We start from the raw sequence: 17765 nt of genomic DNA on the forward strand, positions 1-17765 counted from the left end.
ACGCGCGCCAGGTGGATGGCCCGCCAAACCCCTCCCCTTCCGGGGGAGGGGCTTCGGCGCTTGCAGAGCTAGCTTTTTGACCCTCTGGCGCCTATATCATCCCCATGTACGATTATGTATCTGTAACGACCGCCGATGCTGCGGCCCCGACCCCCGTGCGCGACGGCACGATCAAGCTGCACGATGAGGCGGGTTTTGCCGGTATGCGCAAGGCGGGCCGGCTGTCCGCCGAGATTCTCGACGCGCTCGTCCCCTTCATACGGCCCGGCGTGACGACCGCGGCGATCGACGAGCTTGTCCGCACAATGATGCTGGCGGGCGGCGGGATCCCCGCCACGCTCGGCTATCGCGGCTTTACCCACAGCTGTTGCACCAGCATCAACCATGTTGTCTGTCACGGAATTCCTGACGACAAGCCGCTGCGCGAGGGCGACATCATCAATGTCGACGTCACCAGCATCGTTGACGGATGGCACGGCGACACCAGCCGCATGTATCTCGTCGGCGAGGTGCCAATCAAGGCGCGGCGACTCGTCGAAGTGACCTATGAATGCCTGATGCTGGGCATCGAGCAGGCAAAGCCCGGCAACAGGATGGGCGATGTCGCACATGCGATCCAGAGCCATGCCGAGCGTCACCGCTATTCGGTGGTCCGCGATTTTTGCGGCCACGGGCTCGGCCAGATGTTCCACGACGCGCCCGAGGTCGTCCACGCCGGGCGCCCCGGCACGGGCCCTGAACTGAGGCCCGGCATGTTCTTCACCATCGAGCCGATGATCAATACCGGCAAATATGCGGTGAAGATGCTGCCCGACGGATGGACTGCGGTCACGCGTGACCGCTCGCTCTCCGCGCAGTTCGAGCACAGCATCGGCATCACCGAAGACGGGTGCGAGATTTTCACCGCAAGTCCGCAGGGGCTGAACGCGCCGCCCTGGCAATAATGGGGGGCCCACGGGGTCGGATACCGGGTTCACCCCTCGCCTTCTGCTTTTCCCCCTTGCACCCCGCCCCCTTCCGGCGCAGACTTGACGTAAACGTCAAGTATAGGCGTCGAATGGGAGAGCATTAAATGGCGAAGAAGGTCTTTTCGGCAGCGCTGCTGGGCGGCGCGATGCTGGCGCTGGCGGCGTGCAACGCGTCGAAGAACGACAGTATCTCGGGCGGCGGTTCGCTCGATGAGGCCGAAAAGGCGAGCGAAACCTTGCTCAAGACCGGCGGCACCGGCGACGATTGGGGCGGCATCGGCTATAGCTATGATGAACAGCGCTTCAGCCCGCTGACCGACATCAACGACAAGAATGTCGGCGACCTCGGAATCGCCTGGTACGCCGATCTCGAGGATGCGCGCGGGCAGGAGGCGACCCCCGTCGTCGTCGATGGCGTGCTCTACGTCAGCCACGCCTGGTCAAAGGTCGATGCGTGGGACGCCGCGACCGGCAGGAAGCTGTGGAGCTTTGACCCCGAGGTCCCTGGCGAGCGCGCAGTCAGTGCGTGCTGCGACGTCGTCAATCGCGGCGTCGCTGTGTGGGGCGACAAGGTCTTTGTCGGAACGCTCGATGGCCGCCTCATCGCCCTCGACCGCAAGACGGGTCAGCAAATCTGGTCGACGCAGACCTTTGACAAGCGCAAGCCCTATACGATCACCGGGGCCCCGCGCGTCGTGAAGGACATGGTGCTGATCGGCAATGGCGGCGCCGAATTCGGGGTACGCGGCTATGTCACCGCCTATGACGCCGATACGGGCAAGCAGCGCTGGCGCTTCTACACCGTGCCCAATCCCGACAAGCGCGCCGACAACGCCGCGAGCGACGCCATCTTTGCTTCGAAAGCCAATGCCACCTGGTCCGACGAGGGGGAGTGGAAAGTCTCGGGCGGCGGCGGCACGGTCTGGGACGCGATTGTCTATGACAAGGATCTCGACCAGATCTATCTGGGCGTCGGTAACGGCAACCCCTGGAACCACGGAACGCGCTCCAACGGCGAGGGCGATAACTGGTTCCTGTCCTCGGTCGTCGCTCTCGACGCTGTGACCGGTGCCTATAAATGGCATTATCAGGAAACCCCGGCCGAAACGTGGGACTATACCGCGACCCAGCCGATCATCCTTGCCGAGCAGATGATCGACGGCAGGCCGGTGAAGGTCTTGTACCATGCACCCAAGAACGGCTTCTTCTTCACGATCGACCGCGCGACGGGCACGCTGATCGACGCCAAGCCCTTCGTCGACGGGATCAACTGGGCAACGGGCTATGACCTTGCGACGGGCCGTCCGATCGAAAATCCCGAATCGCGCTTCTACAAGACGGGCAAGCCCTTCATCGCCGTTCCGGGCGCGCTCGGCGCGCACAATTGGCATCCGATGAGCTTCAATCCGAAGACGGGCCTTGTCTATATCCCGGCGCAGCAGATCCCGCAGGGCTATCTTCAGGACATGGACGAGCTCGACAAGCGAAAGGTGCTCGGATTCAACGTCGGCACCTCGCTCAACAAGACGATGCTGCCTGACGACGTCGCCGCTTTCAAGGCCGCGGTCGCCGCAACGACAGGACGCCTCGTCGCCTTCGACCCGCGCACCGGAAAGGTCGCCTGGGGCGTCGACTATCCAGCCGCCTGGAACGGCGGCACGATGACAACGGCAGGCAACCTCGTCTTCCAGGGCACGAGCACCGGCCGCTTTCGCGCCTATTCGGCCGACAGCGGCAAGCAGCTCCTCGACCTCGACATGCAGTCGGGCATCGTCAGCGCGCCGTCGACCTTCCGCGTGGGCGGCGTTCAGCATATCGCCTTCCAGACCGGCAAGGGCGGCGCCTTTCCGCTCGTCGCAGGCGTAGCGGGCGGGGTAACGCGCAAGGTGCCGAACCTGCCGCGCCTCGTCGTGCTCAAGCTCGGCGGTACCGTGCAGCTCCCCGCGCCCCCGGCGACCACGACGCTCGCGTGGAACCCGCCGCCGCAATTCGGCAGTGCGGCCCAGGTCGCGGCGGGCAAGGCACACTATGGTCGCTATTGCCAAGTCTGCCATGGAGACAGCGCGATCGGCAATGGCTTCACGCCAGACCTTCGCGTCTCCGGCACCCTCTCCAGCGCCGATGCGTGGAAGAGCGTGATCCTCGACGGCGCGCTCCAGGATCGGGGCATGGTCAGCTTCGCCCGTGTCCTCACCGCCGCCGATGCCGAGGCGATCCGTTCCTACGTCATCGACCGCTCGAACTGGACCAAGGCCAATCTGCCAGACGCATCGGCGCCGGTCGGGCGGTAAGCGGCGGGCGTATCGCGCTCTGACTTGCGCCGCAAAAGCGGCGCCGGTGATCCCTTGGTGACGAGACGTTCCTTCTCTCGTGCGGCACGACATTCGGGCAACCCCGATCGACCGCCCGGCGCCCGCAATGCCGCTTTTTTAGGCACCGCCGACGCCTGAGTGCCCACCCCTTGGGCAATGCCGCGATCGATCGCCGGAAATCTCCGCAAAAGGCCGCGATTCGCCAATTGGCACGGCTCTTGATTGGTGCAAGATGGCGGGACACCGCACCGACTCGACCGGCCAAACCGGACCAGGCGCGCCTGATCCGGCATTGACTGCGAGCCGTGGCGGATAGTCCAAAGGGGATCATAAGCGTGAAGAAGATCGAGGCGATAATCAAACCGTTCAAGCTGGACGAGGTGAAGGAAGCGCTGCACGAAGTCGGGGTCAGTGGCATCACCGTTACCGAGGCCAAGGGCTTCGGGCGCCAGAAGGGTCACACCGAACTTTATCGCGGCGCTGAATATGTCGTCGATTTCCTGCCCAAGGTGAAGCTTGAGGTTGTCGTCGACGACAATATGGCGGAGCGCGTTGTCGAGGCGATCGCGGCCGCCGCGCAGACCGGCCGCATTGGCGATGGCAAGATATTCGTGATCCCCATCGAGACCGCGCTTCGTATCCGCACCGGCGAGCGCAACGAGGACGCCCTCTAGGGTCCGCCTCCGCCCATCCAGTTCAACACCCCCGGACGACCGGGACATCATCGCAAGAAGGACGTTCAGACCATGGCCACCAAGCCCAAGGATATCATTGCGCGGATCAAGGAAAACGACATCGAGTGGGTCGACCTGCGTTTCACCGACCCCAAGGGCAAATGGCAGCATCTCACGATGTGCGCCGGCGTGATCGATGAGGATGCACTCGAAGATGGGCTCATGTTCGACGGTTCGTCGATCGCCGGCTGGAAGGCGATCAACGAAAGCGACATGATCCTGAAGCCCGACCTCGAGGCGGTTTATGACGACCCCTTCTCGGCGACCCCGATGCTCGTCATCTTCTGCGACATCGTCGAGCCCTCGACCGGCGAAGGCTATGCGCGCGACCCGCGCACGACCGCGAAGCGCGCCGAGGCGTATCTCGGCTCAACGGGCATCGGCGACACCGTCTATGTCGGTCCCGAGGCGGAATTCTTCATGTTTGACGATGTGCGGTTCGAAACCGGCTACAACAAGTCGGGTTTCGAGATCGACGATGTCGAGCTGCCGACCAACACCGGCCGCAGCTATGAAGGCGGCAATCTTGCGCACCGTCCGCGCGCCAAGGGCGGCTATTTCCCCGTCGCGCCGGTCGACAGCGCGGTCGACATCCGCGCCGAGATGGTCTCGACGATGCTCGAACTCGGCCTGCCGTGCGACAAGCATCATCACGAAGTCGCCGCAGCGCAGCACGAACTCGGCCTGACCTTCGGGACGCTGACCCAGACCGCCGACCGCATGCAGATCTACAAATATGTCGTGCACCAGGTCGCGCACGCCTACGGCAAGACGGCGACCTTCATGCCCAAGCCGATCAAGGACGACAACGGCAGCGGCATGCACACGCACTTCTCGATCTGGGAAAAGGGCAAGCCGCTTTTTGCCGGAAACGGCTATGCGGGCCTCAGCGACATGTGCCTTTACTTCATCGGCGGCGTCATCAAGCACGCCAAGGCCCTCAACGCCTTCACCAACCCGACGACGAACAGCTACAAGCGTCTTGTTCCGGGCTTTGAGGCGCCGGTGCTGCTTGCCTATTCGAGCCGCAACCGTTCGGCATCGTGCCGCATCCCCTATGGCGCGGGCGCCAAGGCGAAGCGCGTCGAGTTCCGCTTCCCCGACGCGATGGCGAACCCCTATTTGTGCTATGCGGCGCTGCTGATGGCGGGTCTCGACGGCATTCAGAACAAGATCCATCCCGGCGAGGCAATGGACAAGAATCTCTATGACCTGCCGCCCGAGGAACTGAAGGAAGTGCCGACCGTGTGCGGCAGCTTGCGCGAAGCGCTGGAATCGCTGACGGCCGACCACGACTTCCTGCTGAAGGGCGACGTGTTCTCGAAGGATCAGATCGAGGCCTATATCGAACTGAAGTGGGACGAGGTCTATCGCTTCGAGCAGACCCCGAGCCCGGTCGAATTCGACATGTACTACAGCGCCTGATCCTTCGCGATTGGCGGGGTAAGACGGGGGGCGTCCGGCTCGAGGGGAGCCGGGCGCCCCTTTTTGCTGGAGAAAGGAGCCCCCGATGGCGGGCCGGGAACTTCCTGCCTCCGCCACCCATTTCATCTTCGCGAGGGGAAAGCCGCGAAGGAAAGATCATGGTCGCCCCTCTCACCGCCACTGCCATCAACTGTTCGCTCTCGACCGGCGGCCGCGAAAGTTCGACCGATGCAATGCTGGCGGTACTCACCGAGCATTTCGAGGCGGAGGGGGTGAGCGTCGAAGGCCCGATCCCGATCGCAGCGCACGACGTCAAATGGGGCGTCACATCGGATGAAGGCGAAGGCGACGACTGGCCGCAAATCCGCGAGCGCATCCTCGCGGCTGACATCCTCATATTCGGCACTCCGATCTGGATGGGACAAGCCTCGAGCGTCGCGAAGCTGGTCATGGAGCGGATGGACGCCTTCCTCTCCGAAACCGACGACAAGGGCCGCATGCCGAGCTATTCGAAAGTCGCAGTCGCTGCGATCGTCGGCAATGAGGATGGGGCCCACAATGTCTCCTCGCAGATCTTCCAGGCGTTGAACGACGTCGGCTGGACGATCCCCGCGGTCGCCGCCTGTTACTGGGTCGGCGAAGCGATGGGATCGGTCGACTTCAAGGATCTGAAGGAGCGCCCCGCGAAGGTCAGCGAGACCGCGAAGATGGTCGCGGCCAACGCCGCGCATCTGGCGCGGATCCTGAAAGCCTCGCCCTATCCGGGGTGACGCCTTGCTCGCAGCACATGCAGCGGCCACAAGGGGGCAAGGGAGACTCCTTGAATGAAATCGCTTGCTGCGCTTATTGCCCCTTCGCTCCTCTTGGCCGCACCCGCGAGCGCACAGCTATCGCTCGCGGAGCAAAGGATCGCAGCGACGGTTGAAGCCGAACAACACCGCTCGATCGCGCTGCTCGAGCGGCTGGTCAACCAGAACAGCGGCTCGCTCAATCTTGAGGGCGTTGAAAAGGTCGGCGCGATGATGCGCGCCGAGCTTGAGGCACTCGGCTTTGCGGTGACGTGGAAGCCGATGCTCGAGACGGGGCGCGCGGGTCACCTGATCGCGGTCCACAAGGGTCGCCCGGACACAAAGCGACTGCTGCTGATCGGGCATCTCGACACGGTGTTCGAACCCGATTCGCCCTTTCAGACCTTCAGCCGCAAGGGCGACATCGCCACGGGACCCGGGGTGGGCGACGACAAGGGCGGCATGGTGGTCATGCTCGCCGCGCTGCGTGCCATGCAGGCGGCGGGAACGCTGAAGGGCGCCAGTATCGAGATTCACCTGACCGGCGACGAGGAGGATGCGGGCGACCCGATCTCGAGGTCTCGCGCCGACCTCATCGCCGCGGGCAAGCGAAGTGACGTCGCGCTTGATTTCGAAGGACTGGTGCGCGACCGCGGCGCCGACATGGGATCAGTCGCGCGCCGTTCCTCCGAAAGCTGGACGGTGACGACGACGGGCAAGGCAAACCACAGCTCGGGCATCTTCAGCACCGAATCAGGCGACGGCGCCATCTATGAACTTGCGCGCATCATCCACCGCTTTCGCACCGAGCTTCCTGAGCCCAACCTGACCTTCAGCGTCGGATTGATTGCCGGCGGACAGGAAGCGTCACTGGACGACGGCGGCATCCGGGCGAGCGCGAGCGGCAAGACCAATATCATCGCAGCGACCGCGGTGGCGCGCGGCGACCTTCGCACGCTGTCGGCCGAGCAGGCAGCGCGGGTGAAAGCGAAGATGGCGGCGATTGTTGCCGAACATGCGCCAGGAACCGGCGCGAGACTTGCCTTCGATCCGGGCGGCTACCCCGCGATGGCGCCGACCGAGGGGAACCTGGCGCTTCTCGCCAGGCTCAACGGGGTCAACCGCGATCTTGGTCTTGCCGAAATGGCCGCACTCGATCCGCTAAAACGCGGTGCAGGCGATATCAGCTTCGTTGCCGCCGACGTCGACAGCCTTGCAGGCCTCGGCCCCTACAGCACCGGCGACCATGCACCAGGCGAGACGCTTGAGCTTCCCTCGATTGCCCGCCAGGCCACGCGTGCTGCGATCCTGATGTCGCGCCTCGCGGCGGAAAGGCGCTAAAGGCTGGCAGCCTCCGCTCCTTTCGCGACCCGATCGGCATTTGGGCCACAGGACAAAATGACAGTTGATCCTCACAGCGGTCCGGGGTTCTCGTGCGCTCCCGAAAGCGATAGGCGTCGCCATGACAGGCCCTTGCCCTGCGTCTCGGCCAATGGCCAGGCATGACGAAATCAGGCAGGGCGCTTGATTCATTCGCGCCAGCGCTTAGGTAGCAAAGCGAGACGTATTTTCACGCCGATGGGAGACAGAGGATGAGCACCGAACAGCATTTCAAGCAGAATTTCATCGGCGGCCAATGGGTCGACAGCAAGGGCGGCAAGGAACATCAGGTCATCAACCCGGCGACCGAAGAGCCCGCCTCCACTATCGTCCTAGGCACCGCAGCCGATGTTGACGATGCGGTCGCCGCAGCGAAGGAGGCGTTCAAGAGCTGGTCGCAGACGACGCGCGAAGAGCGGCTGGCCATCCTCAACCGGATCGTGGAAGAATATAAGAAGCGCGGCGCCGATCTCGCCAAATCGATGGCGGCGGAAATGGGCGCACCGGTCAGCTTCGCGGCCACAGCGCAGGTCGGCGCAGGTATCGGGGGCTTTCTGGGCACGATCGCTGCACTCCAGGATTTCAGCTTCAGCGAGCAGCATGGCGCGAACAAGGTCGTCTACGAACCGATCGGCGTCGTTGGCATGATCACGCCATGGAACTGGCCGCTCAACCAGATCGCGCTCAAGGTCGCCCCCGCGCTTGCTGCGGGCAACACGATGGTCCTGAAGCCATCCGAGGAATGCCCGGGAAATGCGACGATCTTCGCCGAGATTCTCGAAGCCGCTGGCGTGCCGCCGGGGGTTTTCAACCTCGTTCAAGGCGATGGCCCGACAGTCGGCAATGCGATCGCGGCGCATCCGGGGATCGAGATGGTGAGCTTCACCGGATCGACCCGCGCGGGCATTCTCGTCGCAAAGGCGGCCGCCGACACGGTCAAGCGCGTCCATCAGGAGCTCGGCGGCAAGTCGCCGAACATCGTCCTGCCCGATGCCGATCTTGAAGCCGTGCTGCCCCCGACGGTCCAGGGCGTTCTCGTCAACACCGGGCAGAGCTGCATCGCCCCGACCCGCATCCTCGTCCACAAGGACCGCGAGAGCGAGGCGGTCGGCGTGATCAAGGCGATGTTCGACGGCACGCAGGTCGGCGATCCGATGACCGAAGGCGCCCATATCGGCCCGGTCGTCAACAAGGCGCAGTTTGACAAGATTCAGGGCCTGATCCAGTCGGCGATCGACGAAGGCGCGAAGCTGGAAACGGGCGGCACCGGTCTGCCCTCCAACGTCAATCGCGGCTTTTATGTGAAGCCGACGGTCTTCTCGGGCGTCACGCCGAATATGCGAATCGCCAAGGAGGAAATCTTTGGTCCCGTCGCAACGGTGATCGCCTATGATGACCTCGACGAGGCCGTCGAAATCGCCAACGACACCGAATATGGCCTGTCTGCCGTCGTATCGGGCGATCCCGCCAAGGCAGCCGAGGTTGCGCCGAAACTGCGCGCCGGCATGGTCGCGGTGAACGCCTGGGGCCCCGGGCCAGGAGCCCCCTTCGGCGGCTACAAGGCGTCGGGCAACGGCCGTGAAGGCGGATTGTTCGGACTCAAGGATTTCATGGAAGTCAAAGCGATCAGCGGCATCCCGGCCTGATCGCCGGAAAATCTCGTCCTCCCGGTCCAGTCCGGGGGGACGGGTCGAGGGACGCAAGCACTTCCCTCCCCGCGTGCGGGAGGGGTTTTGCGTTGGACAATCTGCGGCTAAACGCCCGCCATGACCAACCGCTCGCCGCTCGCCCCTGCATCCTTCCCCGCGCTTCCCGAGATTGCCGGGGTTACGCTCCGCGTGGCGCGTGCGCGCTACAAGGACTGGGACCGCTGCGACCTCACCTATGTCGAACTCGCCCCCGGCACCACGGTCGCGGGCGTGTTCACGCGTAACGTCTGTTGCTCGTCCGAAGTCGAACTGGGCCGCGAGCAGGTGAAGGACGGCAGCGGCCGTGCGCTGATTGTCAACGCCGGCAACAGCAACGCCTTTACCGGCTATCGCGGGCGCGAGGCGGTCGAGCAGATCATGGCGCAGGTCGCCGCGCACCTGGGCTGCGAAGCGCGCGAAGTCTTCGTCAGTTCAACGGGCGTGATCGGCGTACCGCTGCCCAAGGACAAGGCCCGCGAGGGCGTTGCCGCGGCGCTGACCGCCGCGCCCTGTTCGTGGGAAGTCGCGGCAGAAACGATCGGCACCACTGACACCTTTGCCAAGGGCGCGGCGTCAAGTGCCATCGTCGGCGACCGGACGGTCCACGTCGCCGGGATCGTCAAGGGATCGGGGATGATCGCGCCCGACATGGCGACGATGCTCGGCTATATCTTCACCGACGCCGCAGTCGCGCCCGCGCTGTTGCAGGCGATGCTGACCAAGGCGACCGGCGGCAGCTTCAACAGCATCACCGTCGACAGCGACACGTCGACCAGTGACACGGTGCTGTTGTTTGCAACGGGACAGGCGGGAAACCCCACCCTCGCCTCGTGGGACGATGGCGGCGCTGACGCGCTTTACGCTGCGATCCGCGAGGTTGCCCTCGACCTTGCCCATCAGGTCGTGCGCGATGGCGAGGGGGCGTCGAAGTTCATCGAGGTCGAAGTGACGGGCGCGGTCAGCGACGACAGCGCCAAACGCGTTGCGCTCGCCATCGCCAACTCGCCGCTCGTCAAGACCGCGGTCGCGGGCGAGGACGCCAATTGGGGCCGCGTCGTGATGGCCGTGGGCAAGGCGGGCGAGCCCGCGGACCGGGACCGGCTCGCGATCCGTTTCGGCGATCATTGGGTCGCAAAGGAGGGCTTGCCCGTGGATGGCTATGACGAGGCGCCGGTTGCGGCGCATCTCAAGGGCCAGGATATCCGTATCGGCGCCGACCTGGGGCTGGGCGAGGGACGCGCGACCGTTTGGACGTGCGACCTCACGCACGGATATATCAGCATCAACGCGGACTATCGCAGCTGAGCCTGATTTGCCAGGGCGCCGCGGCGTGCAAACCTGCGCGCCGACCAGAGGAGGCTGTCATGGCAAGCCACGAAGACTTCGCCGATCTGCCCTGCTTTCGAGATCAGCTCGAAACGGTGTAAAGGCTATCCATCCGAAACGTGGGTCAAGCGTGGGCTCCGCCCGTCCACGGCGAGAAGGGACTGATCGAAAAATTTGGTCGCATGGATCCGTGCCCCTGTGGCTCGGGGCAATGGTTTCCGCAATTGCTGCCTTAAATCGGGTCGGTTTCGACGGATCAGAGCGGCATGACTATGGGCGCGAGTAAGGCAGACGTGCCCCGGCGTCGGCGATCCGGCGCCGGGGATTTCGCTTTACAGTGCGCCTTCCAGCCAGCCCTTGAGGGCGCTTTTCGGGGCAGCGCCGACCTTGGTCTCGGCGATCTCGCCATTCTTGAAAAGGATCATCGTCGGGATGCCGCGCACGCCATATTTGGCGGGGGCATTGGGGTGATCGTCGATGTTGAGCTTGGCGATCACGACCTTGCCGTCCAGTTCATCCGAGATTTCCTCAAGGGCAGGGCCGATCATCTTGCACGGACCGCACCATTCGGCCCAGAAATCGACGAGAACCGGCGTTTCGCTGTCCAGCACATCGGCCTGAAAGCTGTCGTCGGTGATCGCTTTGGTACCCATCATCTTACTCCTGAATTCCCTCTTGGCATCCAAGCTAGGCAGTCGGTGGTCCCGGCTCAAGCCCCGCGGGGGACAAATTCGACTTGGCGGCCGGCAAGGCGGGCTTGTGCGCGTCGAGGATCGCGTCGCCGAGATCGATCAGCTTGGGCGCCGCGGTATAGAGCAACGCCGCCCCAACCCGCCGCCCGGGGAAGATGACGCGAAGCGCATCGCGGTAGGCCGCCATCTGGCGAAGGTAGGCGGGCGCGACATCGGCCGCGCTTTCGGGCACCTGCCGCCCGGTCTTGTAATCGATCACGGTCACCGTCTCTTCGGTGACGAGGAGCCGGTCGACGATCCCGGTGACGACCAGCCCGCCATCGACCACGGCCGACAGGGGGACTTCGGCAAGGCTCCCGGGCCCGAACAGCGCGGCGTGTGCAGGATCGCCCAGCACCGCAAGCACCTCATCGGCCATCGCTTCCCGCTCCGCGGCGCCAAGCTCCGGCGCCTGCCGAGCGAGCCAGCGCAGCGCCGCGGCGCGGCGCTTGGCTTGGACAATCGGGGGCAGCCGTTCGAACAAGGCGTGGAAGAGCAGCCCTCGCGTCACGGCATCGGCGCGCACCGTCCCCTGCGGCGGCAGCGCGACATCGTCTTCGCCAAGGGCCGAAGGTGCGAGCGGGCGGGGCGGGCGCGCCTCCTCGGGCGCCGGGGCGTGCGCCCATGCAGGGAAGATGAGCGGCGGCAAAGCCGCCTTTGCAGCCTTCTCGCGCCGCGCCCATTTACCCGGGTTGGCACGGTGGACACGGCGCTTGCCCCAGTGCTGTCCTGCCTCTTCCCAATCGCATCCCATGTTTATGAGAATATTCTCAAGGGCGGCGTGCCAGCTCGTCTCCGGCACGCTATGGTCGGGCTTCTTCGTGACCCCCGCGACGACCAATATTTCCTCAGCGCGCGTCATGGCCACGTAGAAAAGACGCCAATGTTCCTCGGCCGCGGCCTCCGCTTCCTTCTGATAGGCCTCGGCGAGCGCGCCATGCCGCTCGTCGGCAGGGAGCGCGAAGACGGGCAGCTTTTCCCATCCGGCGACGTCGACGTGGAACGGCCGGTGGCCGATCGCCGCGTCGTCGGTCGCATCGGCGAGGATAACGATGGGGGCCTGCAGCCCCTTCGAACCGTGCACCGTCATCACGCGCACGACGTCGCTGCGCGCCTCGGTCTGGCGCTTGATGTCGGCGCCGCTCCCCGACACCGCGGTCAGAAAGCCGAGCAAGGAAATAGTCTCGCGCGTCTCGAACTTGAGCGCCTGGTTCAAAAGCTCGTCGATCGGATCACGCGCCTCGCGCCCCAGCCGCCCATAAAGCTTGCGCCGTCCGTCGATCGGCCCCGACAGCACCGTTTCCAGAAAGCGGAAGGGCGTCGTGAAATCGGCCATGCGCAGGAGGTGGCGCAGCGCTTCCATCGTGGCGGCGGGAACGTCGCCCTCGACCTTTCGCAGATGCTCCCAGATCGCCGCGCGGCCGCGGTTGCGGGTCCGCTGGTAAAGCTCGTCCTGCGTCCAGCCGATCAAGGGCGAAACAAGCAGCGCGGCGAGGTTGAGATCGTCGAGCGGCTGCACCGCAAAGCGCATCGCCGCCATCAGATCCTGCACTGCAAGGGGCTGGGTGAGCGCGAAGCGATCGACGCCCGCCACGGGTACGTGAAGCGCCTGCAGCCGCGCGACAATTCGCGCCGCAAGATCGCGCCGCCGCCGCACGAGGATCATGACGTCGCCCGGCACGACCGGCCGGCCGTCCTTGCCGTGCTGGATCCACCCCTGGACCTCGTCGGCGATCGCCCGCGCAAGCCGCATCGAGGCAGGATCCGACGCGGGAGCGGTGCCTTCGCCGCTCTCGTCCTCGCCAGGCTCCTCCGCGTCGGCGCCGAGCGCCTTGCCGACAGCGAGCGGCGCCCAAAGCTCCACCTGCCCTGCCTGGGCCTCGCGATTGGGGCGGTGAGGCGGCTCCTCGCCGACGAGGCCCATCATTTTCGCGCCCCCTGCCGCGAGCCAGGCATCGGCGACCGCGAGCACGGCGGGGGTCGAGCGATAGTTGGAGACAAGATCGACTTGCCGGAACGCCTGCCCTGCCCGCTCTCCGAGCGCGTGAAACAGGGTGCGCGCCTTCTCAAAGGCGCTTGGGTCAGTGCCCTGAAAGCCGAAGATCGCCTGCTTGCGGTCGCCGACGGTGAACAGCGTGCGGACGCGCTCTTCCTTCGCGCCGCTCCCGGCGAAAAATTCCTCGGCGAGCGACAGGACAATCCCCCACTGGCGCATATTGGTGTCCTGCGCCTCGTCGACCAATATGTGATCGGTGCGCTGATCGAGCTTGAAGCGCACCCATTCGCCAAATTCGCTGACGCGCAGCAACGCGCCGGCCAGACTGATCAGATCGTCGAAATCGGCAAGCCCCGCCTCGCGCTTGGCGCGCGCATAGGCTCCGGCGAAACGGCTCCCGAGCCTCCACGCCGTCGCAAGCTCGTCAGCAACGCGCATTGCCGTGGCCGTGCCGAGCAGCCCCTTTCCTCCCTCAACGATGCGCAGTGCCGCATCGAGGCAATCCTTCATCTTGCCCTTGTCGCCCACGAAGTCGACGCGCAGTTCGCCCTTGCCGGTCAGGAAGCAGGATATAAGCTCGCCGAGCATCGCGGCGCGGGTGTCAGCGTCGCCCATCAGCCAGCTGCGCATCAGGTCGGCGCAGGCGAGCCCCTTGCTGCTTCCCCAGGCCGCGCCGCTCGAAGCGACGGCCTGGATATCCGCATCCGAGATCAGGTTTCCTGCCAGCTGTTCGCGAAGCCACGCATCAGGATCGCCCGTCGGAAGAGCAAAGGCCGCTCGGAGGTCGTGCGCCGCTGGGGGCGTGAGCGTCCGCGGCCCGCCAAAGGCCGCGGCGCAGCGCGAAAGAAAGGCCAGCGCCGCATCGGGGCCCAGCCGCCGCGACAGCATCGCCGCTGCGTGCCGAAGCGCGGCCCCATCCTCGTCGCCCTCGAGGAGCTCGGCGAGGACCTGCCGCTTCAGCGTCCCTGCCTCATCCTCCTCGATCGCGCGGAAGCCGGGAAGCAATCTGGCCTCGAGCGGAAAGCTCGCGAGGAGGGTCTGGCAGAAGCTGTGAATTGTCTGCACCCGGATCGCGCCGGCAGGACTGTCGATCACCGTCGCGAACAGCGACCGCGCGCGCTCGATCAGCCCCGGCTGGCTCCAGTCGAGCCCCAGCGCATGAAGATCGAGCCGCAGGTCACCGTCTTCCATGCGTACCCACGTCGCGAGCCGTTCGTGGATACGGTGCGCCATTTCAGCGGCGCCGGCCTTGGTGAAGGTGATGCACAGGATCGCCTCGGGCGAGACACCCTCGAGCATCAGCCGCAGGACGCGCGCCGAGAGCACCTGGGTCTTGCCCGTACCTGCCGACGCGCCGAGCCAGACATGGCTTTCGGGGTCGGCGGCCGCGCCCTGCCGCGGGTCGAGTCTTGCGAGGCCGATGGGCTTGCTCATAGCTCGCTCTCCCCGCGCCCGAACCATTCATCGCGGCGCATCAGCTGGTCATAATCGCCATAACCCGCTGTCTCGCCCGGCATGAAAGGCGCATCGCCGAGCAGGAAGCGACCGGCAAGCTCGGCCAGAGCGTCGGCCGCGTGGCGGACCGCGTCCTCGGCGCTTTTCAGACCGCTGCGCGGTCCATAGCTACAGGAAATTTTCCCCGCGCCTTCGGCGCGTCGATCGGGGCGCAAGCTCCAATATTCAAGCGCCGCCACTCGCGCTGCGGGCACGCCCTCAAACCCGCCCCGTTCGGCGATCAGACCGAGCAGACCCAGCTGATTATCGAGCTTCTCGAACGCGGCCTTGGCGCTCGGCGCGCCGCCGGACTTATAGTCGACAATGGCAAGCTGCCCTTCAGCGTCGCGGTCGATGCGATCGGCCTTCCCGTGGAGCACGATGCCATCCGCCGCGACCTCGCCGCGCGCTTCGACCCCGACGGGCACCCGCCCGTCGGGGTCCGTGATCCGGGCAGCTGCCCAGCGCAGCGCCGGCTCGATCCGCGGCAGCCAGAAAGCCCGATCGAGCGCGTCGAGCGCCGGGTCGGCGGCGAGCGCGGCGAGTTCGGCCTCGAACCCCTCCGCCGTCGCACCGCCGCGCACCCAATCTTCGAAAAACTTGTGCACGCGCGTCCCGCGCCAGCGCGGGTCGGGCGCGGCGCTCAACGGATCGAGCACGGACAGGCCGAGCATCGCATTCGCATAGTAAGCGAAAGGATCGCGCGCGAGCCGGTCCACCGCGGTGACACTGATCCGGCGCGGTCGATCGGCTGCAGCCGGCCGCGGGGCGGGACGCGGTACCGGCTGCGGATCGCCGGGCGGCGTGTCGAGCTCGGCTGCGAGCCGGGTGAGCGGCACTCCGCCGGGTCTGGGTTCGGGGATTTCGCCCGCGAGTGCGAGCAGTCGCAACCAGAAGCGCGAGGCGACCGCTGGATCGCCGCCGCTGCGCTCGGCCCGGGTCACCACGATATTGCCTGCGCCAAGGGCGCCCGCGAAATCATGGGCCGCCATCCCCTGTTGCCGCTCGGGAGCCGGGAGGCCAAGCAGGCGGCGAATACCCGGCGCGAGCCATGGGTCGGGCTGGGTCGCCGCGGGCCAGCGCCCTTCGTCGAGCCCGCCGAGAATCATGAGATCCGCGCGCTGCAGCCGCGCTTCGAGCAGTCCCCAGATAAATAGCCGCGGATGCCCGCCATAGGGGGGCCGCACGCTGGTCTGCCCGAGCAATTGCCCGAGCATCGCCGGGAAATCACCCGGGTCGACGAACGCGGGCCCGTCGCCGCGCGCGAGCGCCCACTCGTCGAACAGCCCTGCGAGCATCCGCCCTGCGGGGCCCGTCCAGACAGCATCTCCGGCGAGCGTTTCAAGCGCGATCTGGAGCGCAGCGAGCAGCGTTGCGGGCGGCGTCGGCCCCGACGCGAAGGGCGCGAGCGCGGCCCCCAGCGCCGCCCCGACCTTCTCCCACCAGGGTTGGAGCTGCACCGCGTGCCCGTGGCCGCGCGCCGCGGGGTCGGCAAAGCGCTCTGCGATACGCTGGCTCACGCCGGCCCAGCCCGGCTGCAGCCCGGGCTCGCGCAGCGTGAGATCGAGCCGCCGGACCTGATCAAGCCATTCGCTCCGCCCCTCGCTCGCTTTCACCAGCGGGTGACCAAGCAGCGAGACGAGGGCGACAGGATCGAATGCCGCCGCGAGGTCGGCGAGCAGCAAGAGCAGCGCCCCAGGCGGGGTGCGCGACAAGGGCTGGCCCGCGCTATCGTCGACCGCGATGCCCCAGCGGGCGAGCGCCGATGCAACGCGCTCGGCGAGGCCACGGTCGGGAGTGACCAGCGCCGCGGTGCGCCCCGGCGTTTCCAGCGCCTCGCGCATCAGCAGGGCGATACCCTGCGCCTCCTGCCCGTCATCGGCAAATACGGCGCCTGAAATCCCGACGATAGCGTCCGACAGGTCTCCCGCGGCCTGCCACTGCGCCGTGTAATCGGCGGGCGCGAAGAGTAGCGAGACAAAGGGCGAGCGGGCGGACGGGCCATCGAACGGCGAGCTGGCCTCCCACAGCATGACCTCCTCGCGGCTTGCCCCCATACGGTCGAGAAGAAGTTTGAGATGATATTGGGGGTGGGTCTCGAGCGGCCGCGCCTTTCCGCCGGGATCTGCCCGCGTCGGTCCGAGCGCCTCCCACTCCTCCGCCGCCATCCCCTGGTCGAGGCCCGGCAGGATGACCATGCCGCGATCGAGCTCGGAGACCGTCCGCAGGAGGCGCGCGATGGCAGGCGCCGCGGTCGTGATTCCCGCCGCGACCGTAAAGCGGGCAGGCGGTGCGGCGCGCCACTCGGCCGCGACCCTGTCGAGCAGCCGGTTGCGGCGATCGGCCCGGTCGATGCTGCCCGTTCGCGCGAGCACCGCGGGCCAATGGTCGACAAGCAAGCGAAGCCGCTCGAGCGAGGTCTGCCAATGTTCGGCCAATGCACCAAGGTCGAGATCGACCAGGGCAGCGGGTGAGACCTCCTCATAGCAAAGCTGGTCGATGACCCGCGCAAGACCATCGGCGAGCTGGAAAGCGGCAGCGCCCGTGATCGCGCTTTCGCCGGAGGGCGTGTGGCGCTCGATCAGCTCTGCAAGCAGCAAGCGGCGGCGCAGCGGGTCGATCGCCGGCGGGATCGGATCTTCGTCCATCCCGTCGAGCGCGAGCCCGACCGACTCGTCGAGATCTGCATCGCCTATCACCGCGAGCCGCGGCATCAGGAGCCCCTGCCCGCCCGCGCGGACAAACGCCGCCTGCACGGCGCTGCGCGCGCGGTTGCTCGGCAGGAGGATCAGCCCGTCGGCGAGCCCCAGCGCTCCGTCGGCGAAGCGCGCGAGCAGCCCGGCGGCGAGCGCATCGGCGAAGGCACGGTGGACCGGGATGGAATAGATTGTGGGTTTAGATTTTGCCAACGTCATCGCGAGCG

Annotated in this window: 11 protein-coding genes; 8 read left to right on the forward strand and 3 right to left on the reverse strand. The window is 66.1% G+C overall.

Going from position 1 to position 17765, the window contains the following annotated elements; all coding sequences use genetic code 11:
- The first annotated feature begins 104 nt into the window (after positions 1–104).
- The 8 genes from map to argJ all read left to right on the forward strand — a co-directional run bounded on the left by map (position 105) and on the right by argJ (position 10600).
- Entirely contained in the window at positions 105–944 is an 840-nt protein-coding gene (map, locus tag LH20_RS16050) for a type I methionyl aminopeptidase (protein ID WP_053555095.1), read from the forward strand.
- 128 nt (positions 945–1072) lie between these two features.
- Complete coding sequence (locus LH20_RS16055; RefSeq protein ID WP_053555096.1) at positions 1073–3259, forward strand: PQQ-dependent dehydrogenase, methanol/ethanol family; 2187 nt, start codon at positions 1073–1075, stop codon at positions 3257–3259.
- 356 nt (positions 3260–3615) lie between these two features.
- The gene (locus LH20_RS16060; RefSeq protein ID WP_053555097.1) at positions 3616–3954 is read left to right on the forward strand and encodes a P-II family nitrogen regulator; all 339 of its coding nucleotides are present in this window, start codon (positions 3616–3618) and stop codon (positions 3952–3954) included.
- Positions 3955–4026: 72 nt separating this feature from the next.
- A complete protein-coding gene (gene glnA / locus LH20_RS16065) occupies positions 4027–5439 on the forward strand; it encodes a type I glutamate--ammonia ligase (protein ID WP_053555098.1) in 1413 nt (470 codons plus the stop codon).
- 158 nt (positions 5440–5597) lie between these two features.
- Positions 5598–6209 carry a flavodoxin family protein gene (locus LH20_RS16070; RefSeq protein ID WP_053555099.1) on the forward strand — a complete coding sequence of 204 codons (612 nt, stop codon included), beginning with the start codon at positions 5598–5600 and terminating at the stop codon, positions 6207–6209.
- 54 nt (positions 6210–6263) lie between these two features.
- On the forward strand, positions 6264–7568 hold the full coding sequence (locus tag LH20_RS16075) for a M20/M25/M40 family metallo-hydrolase (protein ID WP_053555100.1): 1305 nt from the start codon (positions 6264–6266) through the stop codon (positions 7566–7568).
- 251 nt (positions 7569–7819) lie between these two features.
- The gene (locus LH20_RS16080; RefSeq protein WP_053555101.1) at positions 7820–9253 is read left to right on the forward strand and encodes an aldehyde dehydrogenase family protein; all 1434 of its coding nucleotides are present in this window, start codon (positions 7820–7822) and stop codon (positions 9251–9253) included.
- Between the two features lie 120 nt (positions 9254–9373).
- A complete protein-coding gene (gene argJ, locus LH20_RS16085; protein WP_053555102.1) occupies positions 9374–10600 on the forward strand; it encodes a bifunctional glutamate N-acetyltransferase/amino-acid acetyltransferase ArgJ in 1227 nt (408 codons plus the stop codon).
- Positions 10601–10953: 353 nt separating this feature from the next.
- On the opposite strand, the gene trxA is transcribed toward argJ, so the two are convergent.
- From trxA to addB, 3 genes are read right to left on the reverse strand one after another with little or no spacing between them, the layout of a single operon-like run.
- Positions 10954–11274 carry a thioredoxin TrxA gene (gene trxA, locus LH20_RS16090; RefSeq protein ID WP_053555103.1) on the reverse strand — a complete coding sequence of 107 codons (321 nt, stop codon included), beginning with the start codon at positions 11272–11274 and terminating at the stop codon, positions 10954–10956.
- 34 nt (positions 11275–11308) lie between these two features.
- Complete coding sequence (addA, locus tag LH20_RS16095) at positions 11309–14782, reverse strand: double-strand break repair helicase AddA (RefSeq protein ID WP_053555104.1); 3474 nt, start codon at positions 14780–14782, stop codon at positions 11309–11311.
- A complete protein-coding gene (gene addB / locus LH20_RS16100; protein ID WP_053555105.1) occupies positions 14779–17757 on the reverse strand; it encodes a double-strand break repair protein AddB in 2979 nt (992 codons plus the stop codon). The genes addA and addB overlap by 4 nt, the downstream gene beginning before the upstream one ends.
- Positions 17758–17765: the final 8 nt, after the last annotated feature.

It is taken from the genome of Sphingopyxis sp. 113P3 (assembly GCF_001278035.1).
Taxonomy (GTDB): Bacteria; Pseudomonadota; Alphaproteobacteria; order Sphingomonadales; family Sphingomonadaceae; genus Sphingopyxis.

What these genes read in the sequence shown, in the direction of transcription:
- LH20_RS16070 (WP_053555099.1), top strand. Translation starts at nt 5,598, where the DNA reads ATGGTCGCCCCTCTCACCGCCACTGCCATCAACTGTTCGCTCTCGACC.
- LH20_RS16055 (WP_053555096.1), top strand. Translation starts at nt 1,073, where the DNA reads ATGGCGAAGAAGGTCTTTTCGGCAGCGCTGCTGGGCGGCGCGATGCTG.
- map (WP_053555095.1), top strand. Translation starts at nt 105, where the DNA reads ATGTACGATTATGTATCTGTAACGACCGCCGATGCTGCGGCCCCGACC.
- LH20_RS16080 (WP_053555101.1), top strand. Translation starts at nt 7,820, where the DNA reads ATGAGCACCGAACAGCATTTCAAGCAGAATTTCATCGGCGGCCAATGG.
- addB (WP_053555105.1), bottom strand. Translation starts at nt 17,757, where the DNA reads ATGACGTTGGCAAAATCTAAACCCACAATCTATTCCATCCCGGTCCAC.
- argJ (WP_053555102.1), top strand. Translation starts at nt 9,374, where the DNA reads ATGACCAACCGCTCGCCGCTCGCCCCTGCATCCTTCCCCGCGCTTCCC.
- glnA (WP_053555098.1), top strand. Translation starts at nt 4,027, where the DNA reads ATGGCCACCAAGCCCAAGGATATCATTGCGCGGATCAAGGAAAACGAC.
- addA (WP_053555104.1), bottom strand. Translation starts at nt 14,782, where the DNA reads ATGAGCAAGCCCATCGGCCTCGCAAGACTCGACCCGCGGCAGGGCGCG.
- trxA (WP_053555103.1), bottom strand. Translation starts at nt 11,274, where the DNA reads ATGGGTACCAAAGCGATCACCGACGACAGCTTTCAGGCCGATGTGCTG.
- LH20_RS16075 (WP_053555100.1), top strand. Translation starts at nt 6,264, where the DNA reads ATGAAATCGCTTGCTGCGCTTATTGCCCCTTCGCTCCTCTTGGCCGCA.